Here is a 21715-nt window from a genome sequence, read left to right as displayed (position 1 = left end):
GGAAACCGCGCCGCCGCGAGCGCGCCGTCGCTCCGGGAGCGACTGTGCGATAAAAAGTGTCGGTTCGCGCGGAGACGGAACGGCGTTAGCCGTGGATGCCCATCGCTTCGATCTGTTCTTGATACCGGTTGCGGATCGTCACTTCGGTCACCTGGGCGACGTCTGCGACCTCGCGCTGGGTCTTCTTCTCGTTGCAGAGCAGGGACGCAGCGTAGATCGCGGCGGCGGCGTATCCGGTCGGCGACTTGCCCGAGAGGAGCCCTTCTTCGGCGGTCTTCTCGATGATTTCGTTGGCCTTGGTCTGGACCTCTTCGGAAAGTTCGAGTTCAGAACAGAAGCGCGGGACGTATTTCTTCGGGTCGACGGGTCGCATCTCGAGGCCGAGTTCCTGCGAGATGTATCGATACGTACGACCGATCTCCTTGCGTTCGACGCGGGACACCTCTGAAATCTCCTCGAGACTGCGCGGAATTCCTTCCTTGCGACAGGCGGCATACAGCGCCGACGTCGCGACGCCTTCGATCGAGCGACCGCGGATGAGGTCCTCTTTGAGTGCGCGTCGATAGATGACCGACGCAACCTCGCGGACCGAACGCGGAACGCCCAGTGCGGACGCCATTCGATCGATCTCGCTGAGCGCGAACTGGAGGTTTCGCTCGCCAGCGTCCTTGGTCCGAATTCGCTCCTGCCACTTGCGCAGCCGGTGCATCTGGCTGCGCTTTTTCGAGGAAATAGATCGGCCGTACGCGTCCTTGTCTTTCCAGTCGATCGTCGTGGTCAGCCCCTTGTCGTGCATCGTCTGGGTCGTCGGCGCGCCGACGCGGGACTTCTCCTGTCGTTCCTGGTGGTTGAACGCCCGCCACTCAGGGCCAGGGTCGATTTTTTCTTCCTCCACGACGAGCCCACAGTCTTCGCAGATGAGCTCACCCCGGTCGGAGTCCTTTACGAGATTGTCCGATTCGCACTCGGGGCAAGCACGTACCCCCTCCTGATCCTCGGTCTCGTCCGTCTCACGCGTTCGCTCCCGCTGGCGGGTGGGCCGTGTCATCGCACTTTTATAGTAGTATCACCATAGTATATAAACCCTTGGGAATCGTTTTGTGCGATTGATCCGTATCTCCGGAAAACGGGGGATAGGGCTCCTCAGAGTCGATGTTTACGATTTGGAACCGGAAAACCTTTATTCATTTCCGATCGACCTCAGGATCTGATGCCGGTCATCGAATGCGACGTCGACGCGGCCCGCGAACGCCTCGAAGAGGCGGGTGTCTCCGTTGAATCCGGAAATACGGACCACGAACGCTGGCGCGCGAGCCGCGGCGGCGCGACTGCGGTCGCCTACGACGACAAGGTCGTGATCCAGGGCAGTGGTCCGCAGGACATCGAGGCACTGTTGCGCGGAGGCGGCGGGCGCGCGCACGTCTACTTTGACGGTGCGGCCCGCGGGAACCCCGGCCCCGCCGCCGTCGGCTGGGTGATCGTCACCGGCGACGGCATCGCCGCCGAGGGCAGCGATCGGATCGGGCGCGCGACGAACAACCAGGCCGAGTACGAGGCGCTGATCGCCGCCCTCGAGGTGGCCGGCGACTACGGCTACGACGAGATCCACGTCCGCGGCGACTCCGAACTGATCGTCAAGCAGGTCCGCGGCGAGTACGACACGAACAACCCCGAGCTCCGGGAGAAGCGCGTGACCGTCCACGAACTGCTCACCGACTTCGACGAGTGGACCCTCGAACACGTCCCCCGCGAGGTGAACGATCGGGCCGACGCGCTCGCGAACGAAGCGCTCGATCAGGCCTGAGTACTCGGGCGCGGACGCCTTTTCGTCGGTAACGGGACTACGAATGTTGCGAAACCGGTCGATGATTCACCACCTGAATGCGATCGGTTCGAACCAGCAAATGAAAATCCCCTCGAGCCCCAACGATCGGGTATGAGCGATCGGACCGGAGCCGGCGCGGCCGAAGACGACGAGTCGGTGGAGACCGGCGCCGACGAACTTCCCGCCGACGTCATCGATGAAGCTGAGCGGCTCACCAGGCTCAAACGACAGGCGATCGACCCGGACGAACGCGCGGCCTACGACGAGCGGCGGGAGCGACTGCTCGCCGACCATGACTTTACCGCCCGCGTTCGCGACGAGGGTGACGCGACGCTCGTGCTTCATCCCGAGGAGTGGCACGAGAACGGCGTCGTCCGAACCGATCGGATCAACGATCTCTCGCGCGCGGTAGAGATCCGACTGGAAGGCGCGGCGGATCCGGACGACTGGGACGCCGTCGACGAGGCGAATCGACGGCTCGTTGACGAGGTCAGAGGCACCCACGGCGACGTCCATGGCGACAACGCCGCGGCGCTCGCGGACTTCCTGAGTAACCACTACGCGAAGCCGATCGAGGCGGCGACGGCCGACGAACTCGCCGAGTTTCGGTCGGAGTACTTCGTTCGAAACGCGTGGCCGTCCGAAAAGCAACGAGCCGCGATCGACGACTCGATCAGGCTCGTATACGAGACGGCCGGTGAACCGGTGCCCGAATTCCGGATTCAGTAGTTCAGTAGCTATTCTCGACGATCTCGCGGATCTCGTCGGCGCGATCGTCGTCCGTGACGACCTTCGAGAGGGTCCACGTGACGCCGTCGAGGACGGCGTCGTAGCCGTCGTCGGTCAGCGAGTACTGGTTGGTTCGCTTGTCGAGTTCGCTCTTCTCGACGAGTCCCAGGTCGACGAGTTCGTCGAGGTTGGGGTAGAGGCGGCCGTGGTTCACCTCAGTGCCGTAGTAGTCCTCGAGTTCGCGCTTGATCGCCAGCCCGTACATGGGCTCTTTCGCGAGGATGACGAGGATGTTGTTCTGGAACGCGGTGAGATCGCGTGCGATACTCTGTTCGCCGGTGATTGATCGTGCCTCTGACATACCTGTCTAAATGTCACCAGACTATTTAAGACTTGCCAACTATTCGCGTGGTACCGTCGGTCAGCTCGGTCGTGACCGAACCCGTCGATCCCGAGACCGAGTCCCGGGGCGTCTGTCGGCTGCCTGGTGGCCTCGGTTTGAAGATGACACTCGATTACGAAAGTACTTTTTGATCCACCGGCGCAGTTCCGGGTACATGGTCAACCTCTGGGAAGACCTCGGAACTGGACCGAACCCGCCGGAAGAGATCTACGCCGTCGTCGAGTGTCTCAAAGGCGAGCGAAACAAATACGAGTACGATAAGGACGTCCCCGGCGTCGTCCTCGATCGGGTGCTCCACAGCAACGTCCACTACCCCAGCGACTACGGCTTCATTCCGCAGTCGTACTACGACGACGAGGATCCCTTCGACGTGCTCGTCCTCGTCGAGGACCAGACGTTCCCCGGCTGCGTCGTCGAGGCCCGTCCCGTCGCCCTGATGAAGATGGACGACGACGGCGAGCAGGACGACAAGGTCATCGCCGTCCCGACGGAGGACCCGCGCTTCGATCACATCGAGGACATAGACGACATCCCTCAGCAACAGCGCGACGAGATCGACGAGTTCTTCGCGACCTACAAGAACCTCGAGGCGGGCAAGGAAGTCGAGACGCTGGGCTGGGAGGACAAGCAAGCCGCCTACGACGCGATCGAGCACGCACAGGACCTCTACGAGGAGCACTTCGGGTAAGTCGACGGATCGTCGCCGACAGTCGATCGACGGCGGCGGGCGGACGTTCGTCGATCGCCCGACGCCGGTGGGCCGACGCCCGTCGACCGGGAACCGGTCGGTTTTTCTACAGTAACGCGGTTCAGGGAGCCCTTTAGTCGTCTCCCCGTTCAGTGGCGGGTGATGACGACCATCGACGGCGCCCGCCTCGCCATCCTCACTGGCAAGCGCGCGCCGACGCTCACGGAAGACGGTCGCGCCCTGGCCGACGCGTTAGCGGAGCGCAGGGTTCGAACGGACCCCGTCGTCTGGACGGAAGGCCCGGCCGGAACGGAGGGTCCGAACGGCTGGTCGCGCTACGACGCCGTCCTCGTCAGGTCGTGCTGGGACTATCACGCGAACCCGGACGGGTTCCACCGCGCGCTCGACGACATCGACCGACGGGAGCGCCAGGTTGATTTTCCCGAAGCGCCGTGGAACTGAGACCGGTACAGCGGATCGCTACCGGCCGGTCGGGCGATGGATCGTGACGAGGGCGCGCGGCGTCCGAAATCGGATTCACGGGAGTTATCCCCGCCGGTGCGACTCATGCATTATGAGCATGAGTAATTTTATTGGGTTCCGTGACGTACACGATCGTGTATGGCAGCAACCAACCCGTCCGCCCGTGATTCCCCGTCCCGCGACGTCGACGACCCCGGTGTCGGACTGAACCATCCGACGGTCGTTCCGACCAACTTCGATCCGGACGAGAACGACCGCGAGTAGTGAACAGGGACAGCAAACGACGGCTGGTTCCCGAACCGTACGCGCTACTCTCGGCGATCCGTCGACGGTGATTGTGGCGCGGTTGCCGGGAGGTACGGCGTCCCCGAAAAGCTGTCAACGGTTCTCGAAAACAGTGTCTCGAAACGAACCTTCTTGTATGCGGTCGGACTACGATCTTCCATGGGTCTGTTCGACCGATTGCGGGGCGATAGCGATCCCCGGGTCGCGTTTATCGGTGTAGACGGAGTGCCGTACAGTCTCCTCTCGGAGAACGAGGAACTCTTTCCCAATTTCGCGGCGATCGCCGACGAGGGCACGGCGAGCGAGATTTCGAGCATCGTGCCGCCGGAGTCGAGCGCCTGCTGGCCCTCGCTGACGACCGGAACGAACCCTGGCGAGACGGGCGTCTACGGCTTTCAGGACCGAGAAGTCGGCACCTACGACACCTACGTCCCGATGGGACGAGAGGTCCAGGCCGATCGGGTCTGGGACCGCGTCCAGGAGGCCGGTCGCCGGGCGACCGTCATGAACGTTCCCGTCACGTTCCCGCCACAGCGCAACGTCCAGCGGATGGTCTCGGGCTTTCTCTCTCCCGGACTCGACAAGGCGGCCTACCCCGACGACGTCCGCGACTACCTCGAGACGCTCGACTACCGGATCGACGTCAACCCGAAACTCGGCCATCAGGAGGACAGGTCCGAGTTCATCGAGGACGCCCACGCCACGCTCGACGCCCGGTTCGAGGCGTTCAACCACTACATCGAAGAGGACGACTGGGACCTCTTCTTCGGCGTCTTCATGACGACCGATCGGGTCAACCACTTCCTCTTCAAGGACTACGAGCGCAACGGCGCGTACGAGGACGAGTTCATCGACTTCTACCGGAAGGTCGACGAGTACATCGGCCGACTGCGCGACGCGCTCCCGGAGGACGTCACCATGATCGTCGCCTCCGATCACGGCTTCACCAGCCTCGACTACGAGGTCCACTTCAACGAGTGGCTCCGCGAGGAGGGGTGGCTCTCCTTCCGGACCGACGACCCCGAGGAACTGGACGATATCGCCGACGAGACGAAGGCCTACTCGTTCATCCCCGGCCGCTTCTACATCAACCTCGAGGGTCGCGAACCGCGCGGCTCCGTCCCCGAGGACGAGTACGACGCCGTCCGGGACGAACTCAAGGCCGAACTCGAGGCCCTCGAAGGCCCCGATGGCACCAAGGTCGTCGATCGCGTCGTCGAGAAGGAGGACGCCTTCCGCGGCGACCACGACGAGATCGCCCCCGACCTCGTCGCCATCCCGAACAAGGGTTTCGACCTCAAGTCCGGCTTTAAGGCCGACTCGGAGGTCTTCGACACCGGCCCGCGAAACGGGATGCACAGCTTCGACGATACCGCCCTGTACATCGACGACCCCGACGCGACGATCGGCGACGCCGACCTCTTCGACGTCACGCCGACGATCCTCGACCTGATGGACGTCGAGTACGGCCGCGGCGAGTTCGACGGTGCCAGCCTGGTGTAGGATCTCGAGCCGCCGTCGGTCCGTTTCAGTCCGTTCTTGAGAGTCACGAACCGCGACCCATCCTGGTCGCGTTCCTCGACTACCGATACCGGGTTTCTTCCTGACCATCGATCGGCGTACGAAGTGTCCGAGGGATCGTCATCGAGACGCCACTCGGTGTCGCAGTCCGCGAGTTCCGTGCGGGGAACCGTACCGATCGGAATTCCCGTTCGGACGGGAACGGATGAGTTCGATCAAACCGGGCGTTACGTCCCGGCAAACTTCTGTTCGAGGAACCGGACGAGGAGGTACGCCGCCAACCGCTGGGTTCCCTCTGTCGGATCGTAGGTGGGGGCAACCTCCATCAGGTCGACCGCACCGACGATGTCGCGCGCCCCGAGGACGTCCATGACGGTGAGCGCTTCGCGGGCGGACAGTCCGCCTGGGACCGGCGTTCCCGTTCCGGGCGCGGCGGCCGGATCGACCGCGTCGATATCGAAGGTCACGTAGACGGCGTCGGCGTCGGCGCCGGCGGCGTCGATCGCGTCCGTCACGACCGATCGAATCCCGCGTTCGCGGACGTCGGCCATCGTGTAGAGGTTCAGTCCACTCTCCTCCGCGAACTTGAAGAACGCCGGGCTCTCGTAACCCCGGATGCCGACGTGGCTGACGTGGTCGTAGTCCACGTACTCCGAGTCGGCGATGTGATGAGTCGGCGTGGCGTGGAAGTGTTCCCCAAAGACGGAGCTCTCGCTGACTGTGTCGGTGTGGGCGTCAATCTGAACGAGCCCGACGCGGTCCGCGTCGCTGCCCTCCGCGAACCCCCTGAAGGAGGGGTACGTGCAGTAGTGGTCTCCGCCCAGCAACACCGGAAACGCCTGTTCGGCGACCGTCGCGACGTGTGCCGTGATGCTCTCGGCGGTCGTCTCGCGATCCATCGGGAAGACCGGTACGTCGCCGCAGTCGGTGACGGAGAACCGAGAGAAGTCGACCTGTCGGCCGGTATCCATGTTCGTCAGGCCACCTTTGTAACCCGAGAGGTACGCCCACCACGCGCTGGCCCGTCGGATCGCCTCGGGACCGTACCGTGCTCCCGGACGGTTGCTCACGGCGCCGTCGTACGGCGCCCCCAGCACGGCCACGTCGGCGTCATCGAGGTCGTCGACGCTCCCGGGCTCGCCCTTCAGGAACGTATTGTAGCCGGCGTACGCCAGTTCGGCGTCCGCGCCCCGCGTCCGCTCGCGAAACGCCGCGGCCCGCGATCGGTCGCTCATCGATCCACCTCCGTTTCGAGAGCCGATCGAACTCCCACGACGACCCGCTCGAGCTGCGACCGTTCGATCGACAGCGGCGGCTGGAGCCGGAGGACGTTCGAGTAGTATCCACCGACGCCGACGACGACGCCGTCGTCTCGGAGGCGGTCCGCGACGCGTTTCGCGAGTTTCGAGTCGGGTTCCGGTGCGACCCCGCGGGGTCCGTCCATCGCCGGATCGACGATCTCGAGACCGCGCATCAGACCGAGTCCGCGTGCGTCGCCGACGACGTCGAACTCGGATTCCAGCGCCGCGAGTTCGTCCCCGAGCCACGCGCCCTGTTCGCGCGCATTATCGATGATCCCGTCGTGGAGTTCGTCGATCGTCGCCATCGCAGCCGCACAGGCGACGGGATTGCCGCCGAACGTCGAGAGGTGGTCTCCGGACTCGAAGGCGTCAGCGACCTCTTCACGGGCCGTAAACGCTCCGAGTGGCAGTCCGTTCGCGATTCCTTTCGCCTGCGTGATGATATCGGGGACGACGTCGAAGTGGTCGACGGCCCAGAGCTCGCCGGTCCGACCGTATCCGGTCTGTACCTCGTCGGCGATCAACAGCGCGTCGTGCTCGTGGGCGATCTCCCGGACGCGCTCGAGCCAGCCCGTCGGCGGGACGACGATTCCGCCCTCGCCCATTACGGGTTCGACGACGATCGCGGCGAGGTCGCCCGCGGTGTGAGTTCCGATGACGCGCTCGACGTTCTCGGCGCAGTCGACCGAGCAGATATCGCCGTCGCAGGATGGGCACCGATAGCCGTAGGGCGGTTCGACGTGCGAAACGTCGTTGATAGTCGGCGTCATTCCGTTCTTGTAGGCCCTGTTTCCGGTCAGGGCGAGACTACCGAGAGTTCGACCGTGGAACCCCATCTCGAGGGAGATTACCTCCTTGCTGCCGGTGTACTTCCGCGCGAGTTTGATCGCCCCCTCGACGGCTTCCGTTCCGGAGTTACAGAAGAACGTCTTCTTGAGATCGCCAGGCGTTTCGCCGGCGAGTCTCTCGGCGAGGTCGGCGACGGGCGCGTTCGGGTGGACGTACGAACAGCCGTGGACGAACTCCTCGAGTTGCGTTTTCGCCGCGTCGACCACCGCCTCGTTGTTGTGTCCGACGTTGGTCACGGAAATCCCTGAAAACGCGTCGAGATACTCGTTTCCGTCGAAATCCTCCACGGTCACCCCCGACGCTCGCCGAATGGGGACGTTCAAGTTCTTCCAGATCGGGGGGAGATACTCCTCGTACTGCCGTTCGATAGTCTCGTTCGTGTGATCGGACATGGTGGTAATGTATTGCCACCCCTTTTCGACTGCAGGGGTAAAAATGTGAGGTACGTTTATTTCTCGGGAACGGACAGTAGCTATCGATGGCCGAATCCCTCGATCGCCGCTCGTACGATCTGCTGCGGCTCATCGACGAATACGAGCCGATCGGCAGTATCCGACTCGTCGACTGTATGCAACGGCGCGGCTATTCGATCAAGGGCCGTACGGTCCGGCTCGCTCTCTCCGAACTCGACGACCGCGGACTCACGGAGAAAGTGCCCGGGAAAGGACGACGATTGACCGACGCCGGTCGAGCCGAACTCGACCGCGGGGACATCCACGGCCGACGCGAACGGGTGCGCGCCCGGATCGCGACCCTGACGAGTCAGGTCACATACGATCCGTTCGAGGACATCGGCGAAGTAATCGCCTCCGCCGTGACGGTCTCCGAGGCCGACGCGGACGCGGGGCTCGAGGCGCTGTCCGCACTGGCCGACACGCCGATCGGTCCGGTCCCGGTCGCGACCGAACGCGCCGGAGACGACTGGCGTCTGCTCGTCCCCTCGAGTCTCACGCTCGACGGCGTCTTGCTCTCTCGAGGGATCAGAGCCGATCTCGAGACCGCTGCGCTCGCGGAATACCGTCTCGATCCGGATTCGGACGCCGTTTCGACGGACCCGGCCGATGACGAGGGTGCGATCGTTCGGTACACGGACGCCATTAGCGGCGAACGGTCGACGATGGACATCGTCACTCTCCTCTTGGAGGCCCGCAGGACGAGCGCGACTCGACTCATCGAGGGAACCGATCCCGCCCTGCTCGTCGTCGACAATCGCGAGGTGCCGCTGGTCCGGTACGAGGAAACGCGCGATCTGTCCGAGACGATGCGCGACCGCCTCGGCGGCATCCTCGACCTGCGTCGGCCCCGCGAGAGTGGTCCGTTCCCGCTCGAAAAACCCACGTGGGACTTCGCCTCGCTCACGTACGGCGCCGGCGAAATCGCGCTCTCGCTGCTCGTCGAAGAAGGGATCGCCGCGTCGTTCGAGACGCTGTCCGGTCTCGTTCCCCGCAGCGAGTTCGAATCCGCCGCGATCGCGGTCGTCGAGGAGTGACGCCCGGTAGCCGTTTGAACCATCTTGTCGTACGCACCGCGGATCGACGTCGCCCCGCGAGCCCGTCATCTGCGTCAATCGACGAAGAGCTTATATATCATTAGGTGGCATGATGTTTCCATGGTAAATACACTCATTGATGGTTCGATCGTCGCCCTATACTTTCTGGCGATGGTCGGCGTCGGCTACTGGGGGTATCAACGCTCGGAATCACTCGAGGATTACTTCGTCGCGGGACGAAACATCCCGCTGTGGATGTACGTGCCGGTGATGTCGGCCATCATCCTCGGCGGCGCGTCCACGATCGGCGGCGGCGGACTCGGGTACGACCATGGGATTTCCGGCGCGTGGCTCGTCGTATGGCTCGGCCTCGGGGTCGCAGCGATCGGCTTTCTCATCTCGACGGACCTCGCCAACCTCGAGGCGTACACGATCGGTGACGTCCTCGAACGGCGGTTCGACAAGTATTCCGGTACCGTCGGCGCGGCGATCGCCGGCGTCTACGCGCTCGCGATTGCGATCACGCAAATCATCGCTATCGGGACGACCCTCAACGCGCTGTTCGGCGTCGATATAACGACGATGATCGTCGCCGCGGGCACGATCGTCGTCCTCTACACGTCGATGGGCGGTATGCTCTCCGTGACGATTACCGACTTCGTTCAGTGGATCATCATGACCGTCGGCGTCTTCCTGCTCGCGCTTCCACTCGGCCTCATGGAAGTCGGCGGCGTCTCGGGACTCGGCGCGGAACTCGATCCCTCGTATTTCAGTCCGACGGGCATCGGGCTGAGCACGGTCGTGAGTTACTTCCTGTTGTACTGTCTGGGGATCATGATCGGACAGGACATCTGGCAGCGCGTGTTCACGGCCGACAGTCCGGAGACCGCCCGGATCGGCAATATCGCGACCGGCGTCTACGCGGTCGTCTACGGTATCGCGACCGCGGTCCTCGGGATGATTGCGCTCGTCCTCTTTCCCGCGCTCGAGAATCCCGATATGGCGCTGCCGATGATGGTTCTCGAGATCGTTCCCGTCGGACTCTCCGGACTGATCCTCGCCGGCTTCATTTCGGCGATGATGTCGACGGCCGACTCGGCGCTGCTGGCTTCGAGCACGCTGTTCACGAACGACGTGTACCGTCGGTTCATCAATCCCGATGCGTCCGACAACCGGTCCACGCAGATCTCGCGACTCCTGATCCTCGTTCTCGGCGCGGGAGCGACCGCGACTGCGGTCTGGATCGGCGACGTCATCGCCGCGCTCACGCTCGCGTACAACCTGCTGGTCGGTGCCATCTTCGTTCCGATCCTCGGCGCCTTCTTCTGGAAGCGCGCGACCTGGCAGGGCGCGCTCTCGTCGATCGTGGTCAGTAACGCCGTCGTCGTCGCGAGTATGATTCTCTACGGCTTCGGTTCGGATCGACCGATCGTCGTCGGCCTGGCGACGAGCCTCGTCGTGTTCGTGACCGTGAGCTTGGTCACTGCAACGCCCTCTCGCAGCGATACCGACCAGTGGCTCGAGTCCGGCGAGGAGTCGAAGCATCCCGAGTGACCGGATCGAAGACCACTCGCGCGTCAGTTGCGCCCGAATTCGGTCCCGTTTTCCGGACGCGACCGCTTCACCCGGATATCGCTATGCCACTCGAGGAAGTCATTCGCGCTCGCGGTCACGAGAACGTTCGCGCCGAGCACGCGAGCACGTTCGAGGTGACGACCGACGACTATCTCACGTCCGCGGGGGACTGCATCCTCGCGATCGAGGCCGATCGCGCGCCGGCCGATTTCGATCCCGACTTCGTCGACGCCTGTCAGGACCGGGAGGCGACGATCACCGTCACGATCGACGCCGACGGCTACAGCGACAGCGTGACCGGTCGCGGGAATCCCGACTTGGAGTTCACCAGCGAGCGCAGCGCGGTGGGCCGAACGAGCGACTACGTGGACGACCGGACGATCGTAAACGGCGCCGAGTTCGCGGCCGAAGGGTTCGATCGGGATCTCGTCGACGCGCTGGCCGACGGCGCCGAGGCGACGGTGACGATCACCGTCGACTGAGGACTCGGCGCGATCGACCGACCGGATCCGCCGTCGTTTTGGCGTCCGGGCTACGACGTCGAGCGTATGAGCGACGATCCGGAGCCTGCGGTCAACATCAGCGGGGGTGCGGACGGCGGCGGGATCGCCGCCGAGTTCGATCCGGCGACCGCGGACACCCGCGCGGAGGCGGTCGTCGATCGGCTGGGCGAACTCTACTGGCAAAAGACCTACGGCGGGCAGGACGCGTTCACCTGTCTCGTGCGGACGATCCTGAGCCAGAACACGAGCGACAAGGCGAGCCAGCCGGCCCACGACGCCCTGATCGCACGATACGACGTTTCGGAGGTGGATCTCGCCGCGTCGATCGCCGCCGCCGAGCAGTCGGAACTCGCGGAGACGATCAGTTCAGCCGGTCTGTACAACCAGAAGTCCGAGATTCTCATCGCAACCGCCGAGTGGGTGCTGGAGGAGCTCGGCTCCGCGGCCGAATTCGACGCGTTCGTCAAGGACGAAGATCCGGAGACGGTTCGCCGGACCCTGCTCGAAGTTCGCGGCGTCGGTCCGAAAACCGCCGACTGCGTCCTGCTGTTCGCGGGCGGCCGCGGCGGCGTTTTCCCCGTCGACACGCACGTCCACCGGATCTACCGCCGATTGGGGATCGCCCCGCCGGACGCCGACCACGAGGCGGTTCGCGCCGTCCTCGAGCGGGACGTACCGGCTGCGAAGTGCGGCTTCGGGCACACCGCCACGATCCAGTTCGGTCGCGAATACTGCACCGCGCGCAAACCGGCCTGCCTGGACGATCCGGAAGCCTGTCCGATGGCCGATCTGTGCGACCAAGTCGGGGTCTACCCCGACGCCGGCGAGGTCGTCGATCCCGCCGAGACGATCGAGTGAGGGCGGCGGATTACGGTGACTCGATGATTCGCTCGATCCGGGTGAGGACCTCGTCCGCGCTGAACGGTTTCGTGAGGTAGTCCGACGCCCCCTGTTCGAGTCCGCGAACGACGTCTTCCTCGCTGGATTTCGAGGTGAGCAACAGCACCGGCAACGACGAGAGCGACTCGTCATCCCGGATCCGATCGAGTACCTCGAGCCCGCTGACCCGCGGCATCATGATGTCGAGAATCACCGCCGCCGGCAGCGCCGACGCCTCCCGAAGATAGTCGAGACACGCTCGCCCGTCTTCCACCTCGACGACGTCGTAACCGTTCGCCTGAAGTTTGTACTGAAGCAGGTACCGAACGTCCGCGTTGTCCTCCGCGATGAGAACCGTTCGGGTCATTGCTCGGAAGATCTGGACGCGTCATCGCCGGTCGCTTCGTCGTCCTGTGGCGGCGAGACGAGCATCGATGTGAGGCCCGCGATGTGGAGGGGACGCTGGATGAACAGCTTCCCGCCGAGCGTGTAGCGGACGCTGCCCGTTTCCAGCCGCCGATCGACGAGGACGACCGGAAGACGTCGACCGCGTCGCCGCTCGCGAAGCGTCCGAACGGCCGCTTTCTCCCGATCGGTTCGCCCGTCGACCCGAGCGACCGCGAGATCGAACGTCTCCTCCTGTACCGTCGTCTCCACGTCGTCGAGATCGGTGACGGTCGTCGCCATCCACCCCGGCGGACCGTCGGCGAGCGCTTCGTCGGCATCGGTCGCGTCGAGGACGACGATTCGTATCTCGTCTTCGGTCCCGACGCCCAGGATCGTCTGTATCGCTTCGCTGAGCAGCTCTTCGCGCCCCGGGAGCAACGCGGACACGCCGAGTTGCGGCATGTCGGTCGTTTCGTCGCGCACGATCGACATCGCGAGAACTCCCGTCTCTTCGTTCCCCTCCTCCCGAGCGATCGTCTCCGCCGCGTCGATGCAGGTCTCGTCCGACGCGAACACCTCGGCGACGATCGTCGTCGAAGGGTCGTCTCGGACGGCTTCCCGAGCGTCCGCCGGATCGTCGACGATCGCGGCATCGTAGCCGAGATCGTCGAGCTGTTCGCCGAGCAGCGTCCTGATCTCCGGATCGAGGGACAGAACGGCGAACGGCCCGTCGCCGACCTCCGAGACGGCGGCCGCATCCGGATCGGAATCCGCGGCGCGTCCGGCGCGGATGTTCGCGAGCCGGGTGTCGAACGACGACGTCATCGTCTCGACCGCGGCATCCAGTTCGGTTGCCTTTCGGAGAACGAGCGTCGTGAACTCCTTTTGCTCGTCGGATAGCGGACCGACCACCTCGTCGGTCAGCAACTCCATGTAGCCGAGGATGGCCGTCAGCGGCGTCCGAAGTTCGTGGGAGGTCTGCTCGAACACCTCCCGTTGGAAGTTGGCGAACGTGGTGAGCTGGCGCTCCATCGACTCGACCTCGTTGTTCAACGCGAGCTGCTCGAGACGGGCCTCGATGATCCATCCCAGGAGCCTGGCGTAGTGGACGTCCTCCGCGTCGAACTCGTCGCTGTCCGTCACGAGCTGTACCATCTTCCCGTCACCGATCGGCGAGCACAGCGCCTGCCCGCCCTCGAACGGCACCTCGGCGTCGATCGCCGACGCGGCGTCCTCGATCAGGACCGTCTCGTGTCGATCGGTCACCGCGTCGATCTTGGGGGCCGTGATCGGAAGCTGACGGGCCCAATCGTCGGGATCGGAACGCGTACTCGTGACCGTCATCCACTGATCGCCTCGCGGAATGGCGATGATCGCGTACCGAACGTCGAAAAGGCCGTATGCGCCGGCGATCGCGTGATCGTACACGTCGGTTTCCGTCGGTAAGTCGACGATACGCTCCGCGACCCCATAGAGCTGTTCGAGCCGGCGTGTCGCCTCGTTGTCCACGAGGAGTCCCTGGAGGAGGTCCTCAATGCCGGCTTCCGGATCGTCGGTTCGCTCCCGCGATTCGTTGGAATTGTCAGTCACGTAACCCACCTTCCCGTTCCGGTACCCGCTCGTCGAGGGTGCAGAGATCGGTTTCGGCTGGGATCGCGTTCTCGGCGTCGACGATCTCGTAGTCCGCGAGCGCATCCGCCGGCAGACCGCAGTTTCGCCGCTGGCTAACGCAGAACGCTACCCGGAACGCTTCGAGTTCGAGGTCCTCCATCATCGGTTACTCGTGGTTATTGGTCAATCGTAACAGTCGTCGATCCGGTAGGTGCTCCCGTGAGCACGCCTTCGTAGTCGGTCAACCGGTCACCGACTTCGGGTCCGTCCTCGGCGATCGCCTTCTCGATTTCACCATTCGATCCGAGGCACCGCAAGGGGACAATCTTGTCGGCAGGATAACTGATGTGTTGAGCGCTCACGGTGAACTGTTCGGTGGTCATCACTAGTTCGACGTCTCGGCCCCCGACCGCTTGCCTGACGCGAGTCGCGAGCTCGTTGAGGATACGGGCGAGCGCTTCGGCCCATTCGGGGGGGACGACGCTGTTCGCGTCTTCGCTGAAGAACCGATCGCTCCCGGCGCTGAGATCGAGCACCGAGACGCTCGAGAGGTCGACGGCGAGTGACGCGTTTCGGAGACGGTCCGCGTCCCGTTCTTCGAAACCGATACACAGCCCGCTGCTCGCCGCCAGCAACTGCAACAGGAGGATCGTCTTCCCGGTGCCTGACCCGCCGCTGACAGTCGCGATCTGCCCCCGGATGAACCCTCCGTAGAGCGCGTCATCGAGGTCGGGCGTCCCCGAGTTGCCGTACTGGACGGAATCTTCTGGCACCATTGCCTATCGGTATCTTACAACACAGCCAGTTACTTAAGCCGACGGCCGTCCCAGTGTACCCGATCGGAGAGATACCCTACCAGCGTCCCGGTCGTCGTCGAAGCGAGGGCACGGTCGATGTGATCGAATCGCGATGGCGCACCGAACGAGAGCGGCCCGAACTACAGGAATCTGAACGTCTCGAGGTTCTTCGGCGCGAAGGTTCGCATGTTGAACTCGTGGTAGAGCGCCGAGGAGAGGTCCTGCGTGGAGCGTTCGTCGCCGTGGACGCAGAGCACCTTCTCCGGTCGGGGGTTCATCGTCCGGACGAAGTTCTCGAGGCCGGCCCGATCGGCGTGGCCGGAGAAGCCGTCGACCGTCTCGACGTCGACGTTCAGCGAGAGGGTGCCGCGACCGCCGCCGCTGCCCATGGCGCCGACTTCGCTGGTCGGGATCTCGTCCCAGCCGGTCTGGATGCGCCGACCGAGGGTGCCCTGGGCCTGGTAGCCGACGAAGACCAGCGTCGAGTCCGGGTCGGGGCCGATGTGGGAGAGCCAGGACATGATCGGACCGCCGGTGACCATACCAGACGTCGAGAGGATGATGCAGGGCTCGCCGTCGGCGACGTCCTGTCGCTCCTCCTCGCCGCCGTCGATGTGGTTGAACTCCTCGGCGAGAAACGGGTTCTCGTCCTCGTGGAAGATCCGATCGCGGAGGTCGTCCCGGAGGTACTCGGGGTAGGTCGTGTGGATCGCGGTCGCCTCCCAGATCATCCCGTCTAAGTGGACCGGCATCGAGGGGATCTCGCCCTTGCGCATCGCCTCCTCCAGGACGAGCATGATCTCCTGGGAGCGCCCGACTGCGAACGCGGGGATGAGGACCTTGCCGCCCTTATCGTAGGTGTCGCTGATGATCTGCTTTAAGTTGCGCTCGGAGTCCTCCTGATCGGTCTGGTAGTCGTTGCGACCGCCGTAGGTCGACTCGAGGACGAGCGTCTCGACGCGCGGGAAGTCGTTGACCGCGCCGTTGAACAGGCGGGTATCCTCGTAGTGGATGTCGCCGGAGAACGCGACGTTGTAGAGGCCGTCGCCGATGTGGAAGTGCGAGACCGCCGAGCCCAGGATGTGGCCCGCGTTGTGGAAGGTGAGTTTGACGTCCGGCGCGATGTCCGTGACGTCGCCGTATTCCAGCGGGATGCAGTGTTTGATCGCCTCGCGAACCTGCTCGCTCTCGTACGGCGGCGCCCGACCCTCCTTGGCGGCGACGTCGAGGTAGTCGAGCGTCAGCAGTCCCATCAGGTCCCGCGTGGGTTCGGTACAGTAGATCGGGCCGTCGTAGCCGTACTTGAACAGGAGCGGGATCAGCGCGGAGTGGTCGAGGTGGGCGTGGGTGAGGACCACCGCGTCGATCGTCTGCGGACCGGCGCCGAACGCCTCGGGTGCGTGGAGGTACGGCACCTCGCCTTCTGCGCCGGGCTTGTCGCCACAGTCGATGAGAATGCGCGTCTCCGGCGTCGAGAGGATAAAGGAGGCGCGACCGACCTCGCGACAGCAGCCGAGTGTGGTGATGCGGACGTACTCGTCGTCGGACATCTCCTCGCGGTGGATCTGGCGACCCACGCGTTCGAGGATGTCGCGGCGATCGTCGCGCTCCTGTTTGAGGAAGCTCCGGACGTTGGAGACGGTGGAGGACTCGATCGGCGGCGTGCGGACGACTTCGGGCGTCCAGCCGACGTTCTTGGTGATATCGCGGAGCGTGGAGCCGTGGCGGCCGATGACCATGCCGGGCTTTTCGGCCTCGATGACGACTTCACCGGTGTCGGCGTGGAAGTCGAGGTCGGTGACGCCCGCCTCCTCCGGGATAACGTTCATGATCTCTTCGCGCGCTTCCTCCGGCCGCGAGAGGACGCTCGGGTCGGGACGGACGGTGATCCGCTTGCGAAGCTTGCTCGCGAGCTTTCGGATGAGGTCGCCCTGGCGGGCGAATTTCTTCGGGTCCCGTGTGTAGACGACCAGTTCGGGGCCTTCGTATTTCACCGAGGAGACCGAGATATCGCTCGGTAACTCGCTCGTGATCTCTGCTTTCAGATCGTCGAGTTGCTGCTCTACAGTACTCATAATCGCCGATTGTGGCTTGCGTGAACTCGCCGACGGGGAGTCCGCGTCCGCCGGTCGGACGCGATCGATCGGGGACGAACGGAGACGACGAAACGGCATCCCCGCACGGGGATGTCATTCGAACGTCGTCTCGTGTCCCGGATCATCGTGTCGGTATTCGTGCGTGACGAACACGCTCCCAGGTCGGTTGTCCTGGTTCGTGCGGGAAGATTCCAGGGAGAACCCGCTTACCCGACGCTATTCTTTGCGTGGTATAAAAGCCTTCGCAAAAACCAGGACCCCCCGACACGTTGGGAGGGTATGGAACTCACGCCCGAACGCGTCGCCGCCGAGCGAAATTGGGTCGCAGACCGATCCGAGAGCGTCGTTCCGCTCATCAACGACGTGCGCGCCGACCTCGGCGACGTCTTCGACACCGACGTGTCGCCGGTCACCGAAGCGCAGTATATAGCGGAGGTCGACGCCGTCTTCGCCGACGGTGATCTGGCGGTCAACGTCGCGGCGCTGGTCGCCCTCCTCCGCGACCTCGACGTCGAGGGCGACTACCCCGGCTTCGTCGTCGACGAACTGCTCGGACGTGAACTCGCCGCGACGATCGCCGGCGCGCAGCCGCTGCGGACCCTCGGCGAAGCCACTTTCCACTACGCGGACCTTCGGGTCCACGGCGGAGACGACGATAACGCGGGCGTCGACGATCTGGAGGCGGCGCTCGCAGCCGGCTTCCAGGAACGGCTCCCCGGCTGGAACTGGACGGACCGCGAGAGCCCGTTCGGCGTCGAGTAAGCCGCGGCAGCTTCAGCCGTCTGCCGACTCGGAGCCATTCGCCGATTCGTTGTCGTTCGAATCGGATTGCCCCGGCCCGGAAGCGGGCTGACTGCGCGCCTGCAGAATTTTCGCGTACTCGGCGCCGGGGATCAGACCGTCCGCCTCTCCGTTCCGGAGCGTATCGAGCAGTCGTTTGTCCGAGCCGTCGAGCAGGAAAGCACCCCGTTCGGCGATCCCCGCCTCGATCGAGAGGTCGTCGTCGCCCGCCACCTTGGATTCGAACGCCACCGACCGTTCCGAGACCAGTTTTCGCTGGCGGTCGATCATCTCCTTCTGGGCTTCCTGCCGGTCGAGTTTCCCCTCCTCGACCTCGGCCATCACCTCCTGCTCGATCGTCGCGAGTTCTTCTTGGGGCGGCTGGACGATCGCCGTAATCCCGTCCTCGGGATTGATCGCCGGTTCCTCGCCCACGTCGAGCACGGTGCCGTTCCCGTCGTCCGACTCGTTCGAGGCGTCAGAATCGTCGCTCGCGGGGCGAAGCCGGCTACAGCCGGCGATCGACGCTGCGGCGCCCGTGCCGGCGAGCTGGAGGAACCGGCGACGGTGGTGGTCACTGGTCATGTAGGTGCCCGAACGCCCTGGTCTACGAGTATAGTCTTTTTGATACGGTGTCGTCCGATCCGCGCTCGGGAGTGGTCCGGGCACCTTTTATTCGGCGACGGACTACCTCGGTGCAGTGACGGCCGGTATCCACTCCTCGCGGGCGATCACCCTCGAACAGCCGAGTCTCGAGGCCGCTCGCGAGGCGATCGCCGACGGCTTCGAGCGCGAAGCGCTCGTGACGGTCTTCGGCCGCTGTACGGTCGACTACGACGGGCGCGCGTCGAGCCGGCTCGACGCGGGCGATCGACACGTCATGTTCAAACCCGACGGCGCGGCGCTGGTTCACACCCACGAGGGCCAGCAGCCGGTCAACTGGCAGCCGCCGGGGTGCGAACACGCGGTCTTCTGCGAGGACGGGACGCTCGTCCTGGAGAGCCAGCGATCGACGCCGGCCGAATCGCTTCGCGTGGAGTTCGAGGGGGTCCTACAGGTCTCGGCGTTCTCGGGAACCGACACGACCGAACTCGCGCTCCAGGGAACCGAGGAGGACCTCCGCCAGCGCATCCTCGACGAGCCCGACCTCCTGGAACCCGAGTTCACCCCGCTTGCGACCGAGCGCGACACGCCCGCGGGCGCCGTGGATATCTACGGCGAGGACGCCGCGGGTCGAGCGGTTGTCGTCGAACTCAAGCGTCGCCGGGTGGGCCCCGACGCGGTGGGCCAACTCCGGCGGTACGTCGACGCGCTCGATCGCGACCTCCACGCCGACGCCGCCGTTCGCGGCATCCTCGTCGCTCCGTCGGTGACCGACCGGGCCGATCGGCTGCTGGCCGAACACGGGCTCGAGTTCGTCTCGCTCGAGCCGACGGCGTGACCGTCGAACTGGGACTCCGCCTCGATCGTTTCAGCCGCGCAACCGTTTCGGTTGGTGAAACCGGGTAGTGACTCCGAAACGAACGACGTTCGACGGGTAGCAGTTCGAAACCGAGAGCGAACACACGGGATACGTTTTGGTATCGTACCCAATACTATTACCTCGAAACGGGATGCAGAAATCCGCATGACCGGGATTCATTCCGATCGGACGGGTGCGAACGACGCAGCGGCGTCGACGACCAACAACGAGACGACGCGACGACGGGTGCTTCGTGCCGGGGGTATCGCTTGCGCGGGCGGACTGGTCGGCTCGATCGGGCCGACCGTCGATCGCGTCTCGGCGGCGACTCAGACGGACGACGGACAGCGGGAAGTGACCCGCCTCGATTACGACGACTACGAGCGGTGGGACGACGTGTACTGGCTGTCGAACGGCGATTCGGACAACGTCTCGTTCGTTTCCGACCCGACGTACACCGGAGATACCGCCCTTCAGATCCGGATTCGAGAGGGGGACCACTGGGGCGCGAGCACGCACTACGATCTCGACGACGGATTGCTGGAACTGTCCGGACGAGTCCACTTCGCGCTCGACTCGGACTGGGCGATGGACGGCCGAGACGTCGCGAACTGCCGACTCTGGAACTGCGCGATGGGGCTCGGCGAGGGGAGCGCCGGCGGCGACGTCCCCGACGGGACGAACGGCTGGAGTAACCGGCTGTACGTCACCACCGAGGGGGCGAGTTCGGACGGCCCCTTCCACCTTCTCTCGAACACCTACCATATAGACAAGCCCCAGGACCACGACTATCTCGTCGACGGCGAGGAGTACGCGGTTCGGGCGCCCGAAATCGTCCCCGGACAGTGGTACGAATTGGAGTACTACGTGCGCGTGAATTCGGTCGACGACGGCGAGGCGATCTCCGACGGCGTCGTTCGGTACTGGCTCGACGGCGAACTCGTCTACGATCGCGGAGACTTCCGGTTCACGAAGGATCTCGAAACCAACGCCATCGACACGACCGGCCCCGCCGGACACTACGGCGGTCGGTACGTGGCACCGCAACCCCTCTCCGTCTACTACGATTCGCACTCGATCGTACAGAACGGGACGTTCGAGGGCGAACCGACGGAGCCGGCGGATCCGAAACCGCCGACAGAGATCGACCGCCCGGGCGGGATCGAACTGCCGGACGGGGTCGATCTTCCGGACTGGCTAACCGCTCTCATCGGCTGACTGACGCCGGATGAGCCACAGATCGGCCCCCGATCGGTCGGGCAGCCGGAGACCGCGGTCGATCGCCGACTGACGCCGGCCTCGCTCGGTGCGACGGGATCAGGCCGGATACGTCCCTTCGTAACGGGCCTCACCTATGACGTGGCCGTCCATCGCCGACTCGAGATCGTCGGCGTCCGCGTCCGAATCGAGATCGAGGGTCGTATCCAGCGCGTAGAGCCGGAACCGGTAGGTGTGCTCCCTGTCCGGCGGATTGGGACCGCCGTAACCCGGTTCGCCGAAGTCGTTGGTTCCCTCCGCTACGTCGTCGGGGTCCCAGTCTTCGGGGATCGTCGTCGTGTCCGGCGACATGTTCCAGACGATCCAGTGGTCCCACACCTTGCCCGCCGGATCGACGGCGTCCGGGTCGTCCACGATCAGCGCCAGCGATTCCGCGCCGTCCGGAACGTTCTCGATCGACAGCGGCGGGTTGACGTTGTCCTTTTCGTAGCCGTGTCGGTCGGGTATCCGTTCGCCGTGGTCGAACGCATTGCTCGTGAGTTCGAGTTCCATTATGGGTTGCACCTCCTGGGTCGTTCCGCACCGCATGCGGACCTTCGATGGCGGTCGGGAATAATGTTGCAGGCGTCGGGATCGCCTGCGCCGACCAGTGCCACTCGCGGTGGCTTCGGATTGCCTTTCGCAGAGCGGTCCGCGACCGAGGCGATCGGCTGCGATCGGTCTTCGACTCGACGCGTCCGTCGGGGTCCATGCTCTTGCCACGACGCAACCTAACTCGTTCGCGGCGCGACCGTCGCTCGTGAGTATTCTATCACAGTTCACGTCCGAACGACG

At 64.6% G+C, this 21715-nt stretch carries 24 protein-coding genes; 13 read left to right on the top strand and 11 right to left on the bottom strand.

Going from position 1 to position 21715, the window contains the following annotated elements; genetic code table 11:
* Positions 1 to 85: 85 nt before the first annotated feature.
* Entirely contained in the window at positions 86 to 1048 is a 963-nt protein-coding gene (locus MUH00_RS18720; RefSeq protein WP_247001217.1) for a transcription initiation factor IIB, read from the bottom strand.
* 162 nt (positions 1049 to 1210) lie between these two features.
* Between MUH00_RS18720 and rnhA the strand changes: the two genes are divergently transcribed.
* Positions 1211 to 1804, top strand: a complete 594-nt coding sequence (gene rnhA, locus MUH00_RS18715) for a ribonuclease HI (protein WP_247001215.1) — start codon at positions 1211 to 1213, stop codon at positions 1802 to 1804.
* Between the two features lie 132 nt (positions 1805 to 1936).
* On the top strand, positions 1937 to 2554 hold the full coding sequence (locus MUH00_RS18710; protein ID WP_247001213.1) for a DUF7108 family protein: 618 nt from the start codon (positions 1937 to 1939) through the stop codon (positions 2552 to 2554).
* 1 nt (position 2555) lies between these two features.
* Here the strand turns inward: MUH00_RS18710 and MUH00_RS18705 are convergent, their stop codons facing one another.
* Positions 2556 to 2915 (bottom strand): PadR family transcriptional regulator, encoded by a 360-nt coding sequence (locus MUH00_RS18705; protein ID WP_247001211.1) that lies wholly within the window; start codon positions 2913 to 2915, stop codon positions 2556 to 2558.
* Positions 2916 to 3111: 196 nt separating this feature from the next.
* On the opposite strand from MUH00_RS18705, the gene MUH00_RS18700 reads away from it, so the two are divergent.
* The 4 genes from MUH00_RS18700 (at position 3112) to MUH00_RS18690 (ending at position 5916) form a co-directional block, all read left to right on the top strand.
* Entirely contained in the window at positions 3112 to 3645 is a 534-nt protein-coding gene (locus MUH00_RS18700) for an inorganic diphosphatase (RefSeq protein ID WP_247001209.1), read from the top strand.
* 162 nt (positions 3646 to 3807) lie between these two features.
* Positions 3808 to 4107, top strand: coding sequence for an ATP-grasp domain-containing protein (locus tag MUH00_RS18695; protein WP_247001208.1), 300 nt, complete (start codon positions 3808 to 3810; stop codon positions 4105 to 4107).
* A gap of 159 nt (positions 4108 to 4266) precedes the next feature.
* A complete protein-coding gene (locus MUH00_RS22910) occupies positions 4267 to 4392 on the top strand; it encodes a hypothetical protein (RefSeq protein WP_256464799.1) in 126 nt (41 codons plus the stop codon).
* 180 nt (positions 4393 to 4572) lie between these two features.
* Entirely contained in the window at positions 4573 to 5916 is a 1344-nt protein-coding gene (locus MUH00_RS18690; protein WP_247001206.1) for an alkaline phosphatase family protein, read from the top strand.
* A gap of 245 nt (positions 5917 to 6161) precedes the next feature.
* Here the strand turns inward: MUH00_RS18690 and speB are convergent, their stop codons facing one another.
* Both speB and MUH00_RS18680 read right to left on the bottom strand, forming a co-directional pair.
* Positions 6162 to 7169 (bottom strand): agmatinase, encoded by a 1008-nt coding sequence (gene speB, locus MUH00_RS18685; RefSeq protein WP_247001204.1) that lies wholly within the window; start codon positions 7167 to 7169, stop codon positions 6162 to 6164.
* Positions 7166 to 8476: an aspartate aminotransferase family protein gene (locus MUH00_RS18680; RefSeq protein ID WP_247001202.1), complete on the bottom strand. Its 1311-nt coding sequence runs from the start codon at positions 8474 to 8476 to the stop codon at positions 7166 to 7168. Before MUH00_RS18680 ends, speB begins: the two co-directional genes overlap by 4 nt.
* Positions 8477 to 8562: 86 nt before the next feature.
* Here MUH00_RS18680 and MUH00_RS18675 point away from each other — a divergent pair, with 86 nt between their 5' ends.
* The 4 genes from MUH00_RS18675 (at position 8563) to MUH00_RS18660 (ending at position 12509) form a co-directional block, all read left to right on the top strand.
* Positions 8563 to 9573 (top strand): NrpR regulatory domain-containing protein, encoded by a 1011-nt coding sequence (locus MUH00_RS18675; protein WP_247001201.1) that lies wholly within the window; start codon positions 8563 to 8565, stop codon positions 9571 to 9573.
* 120 nt (positions 9574 to 9693) lie between these two features.
* Positions 9694 to 11127 (top strand): sodium:solute symporter family protein, encoded by a 1434-nt coding sequence (locus tag MUH00_RS18670; RefSeq protein ID WP_247001199.1) that lies wholly within the window; start codon positions 9694 to 9696, stop codon positions 11125 to 11127.
* A gap of 83 nt (positions 11128 to 11210) precedes the next feature.
* Positions 11211 to 11630 carry a DUF371 domain-containing protein gene (locus tag MUH00_RS18665; protein ID WP_247001197.1) on the top strand — a complete coding sequence of 140 codons (420 nt, stop codon included), beginning with the start codon at positions 11211 to 11213 and terminating at the stop codon, positions 11628 to 11630.
* 66 nt (positions 11631 to 11696) lie between these two features.
* The gene (locus MUH00_RS18660) at positions 11697 to 12509 is read left to right on the top strand and encodes an endonuclease III domain-containing protein (RefSeq protein WP_247001195.1); all 813 of its coding nucleotides are present in this window, start codon (positions 11697 to 11699) and stop codon (positions 12507 to 12509) included.
* 10 nt (positions 12510 to 12519) lie between these two features.
* Here the strand turns inward: MUH00_RS18660 and MUH00_RS18655 are convergent, their stop codons facing one another.
* The 5 genes from MUH00_RS18655 to MUH00_RS18635 form a co-directional block, all read right to left on the bottom strand.
* The gene (locus MUH00_RS18655; protein WP_247001193.1) at positions 12520 to 12897 is read right to left on the bottom strand and encodes a response regulator transcription factor; all 378 of its coding nucleotides are present in this window, start codon (positions 12895 to 12897) and stop codon (positions 12520 to 12522) included.
* Positions 12894 to 14507, bottom strand: coding sequence for a histidine kinase dimerization/phospho-acceptor domain-containing protein (locus MUH00_RS18650; protein WP_247001191.1), 1614 nt, complete (start codon positions 14505 to 14507; stop codon positions 12894 to 12896). Before MUH00_RS18650 ends, MUH00_RS18655 begins: the two co-directional genes overlap by 4 nt.
* Complete coding sequence (locus tag MUH00_RS18645; RefSeq protein ID WP_247001189.1) at positions 14500 to 14691, bottom strand: hypothetical protein; 192 nt, start codon at positions 14689 to 14691, stop codon at positions 14500 to 14502. Before MUH00_RS18645 ends, MUH00_RS18650 begins: the two co-directional genes overlap by 8 nt.
* 13 nt (positions 14692 to 14704) lie before the next feature.
* The gene (locus MUH00_RS18640) at positions 14705 to 15304 is read right to left on the bottom strand and encodes an ATPase domain-containing protein (protein ID WP_247001187.1); all 600 of its coding nucleotides are present in this window, start codon (positions 15302 to 15304) and stop codon (positions 14705 to 14707) included.
* A 161-nt stretch (positions 15305 to 15465) separates the two neighbouring features.
* Positions 15466 to 17400, bottom strand: a complete 1935-nt coding sequence (locus MUH00_RS18635; protein WP_247001185.1) for a beta-CASP ribonuclease aCPSF1 — start codon at positions 17398 to 17400, stop codon at positions 15466 to 15468.
* A 300-nt stretch (positions 17401 to 17700) separates the two neighbouring features.
* Here MUH00_RS18635 and MUH00_RS18630 point away from each other — a divergent pair, with 300 nt between their 5' ends.
* A complete protein-coding gene (locus tag MUH00_RS18630; RefSeq protein WP_247001183.1) occupies positions 17701 to 18183 on the top strand; it encodes a DUF7984 family protein in 483 nt (160 codons plus the stop codon).
* Positions 18184 to 18195: 12 nt separating this feature from the next.
* Here MUH00_RS18630 and MUH00_RS18625 read toward each other — a convergent pair whose 3' ends face one another.
* Positions 18196 to 18786 carry a hypothetical protein gene (locus tag MUH00_RS18625; RefSeq protein ID WP_247001181.1) on the bottom strand — a complete coding sequence of 197 codons (591 nt, stop codon included), beginning with the start codon at positions 18784 to 18786 and terminating at the stop codon, positions 18196 to 18198.
* 115 nt (positions 18787 to 18901) lie between these two features.
* Between MUH00_RS18625 and nucS the strand changes: the two genes are divergently transcribed.
* Positions 18902 to 19642, top strand: a complete 741-nt coding sequence (nucS, locus tag MUH00_RS18620; RefSeq protein ID WP_247001180.1) for an endonuclease NucS — start codon at positions 18902 to 18904, stop codon at positions 19640 to 19642.
* 186 nt (positions 19643 to 19828) lie between these two features.
* Complete coding sequence (locus MUH00_RS18615; protein WP_247001179.1) at positions 19829 to 20881, top strand: polysaccharide lyase family protein; 1053 nt, start codon at positions 19829 to 19831, stop codon at positions 20879 to 20881.
* A gap of 99 nt (positions 20882 to 20980) precedes the next feature.
* On the opposite strand, the gene MUH00_RS18610 is transcribed toward MUH00_RS18615, so the two are convergent.
* Positions 20981 to 21433, bottom strand: a complete 453-nt coding sequence (locus MUH00_RS18610; RefSeq protein WP_425603026.1) for a YbhB/YbcL family Raf kinase inhibitor-like protein — start codon at positions 21431 to 21433, stop codon at positions 20981 to 20983.
* Positions 21434 to 21715: the final 282 nt, after the last annotated feature.

The sequence above is a fragment of the Halosolutus gelatinilyticus genome (assembly GCF_023028105.1).
Lineage (GTDB): Archaea > Halobacteriota > Halobacteria > Halobacteriales > Natrialbaceae > Halosolutus > Halosolutus gelatinilyticus.
Note: the sequence above shows the minus strand (reverse complement) of the source record. Positions and strands in the feature narration are given on the sequence as shown.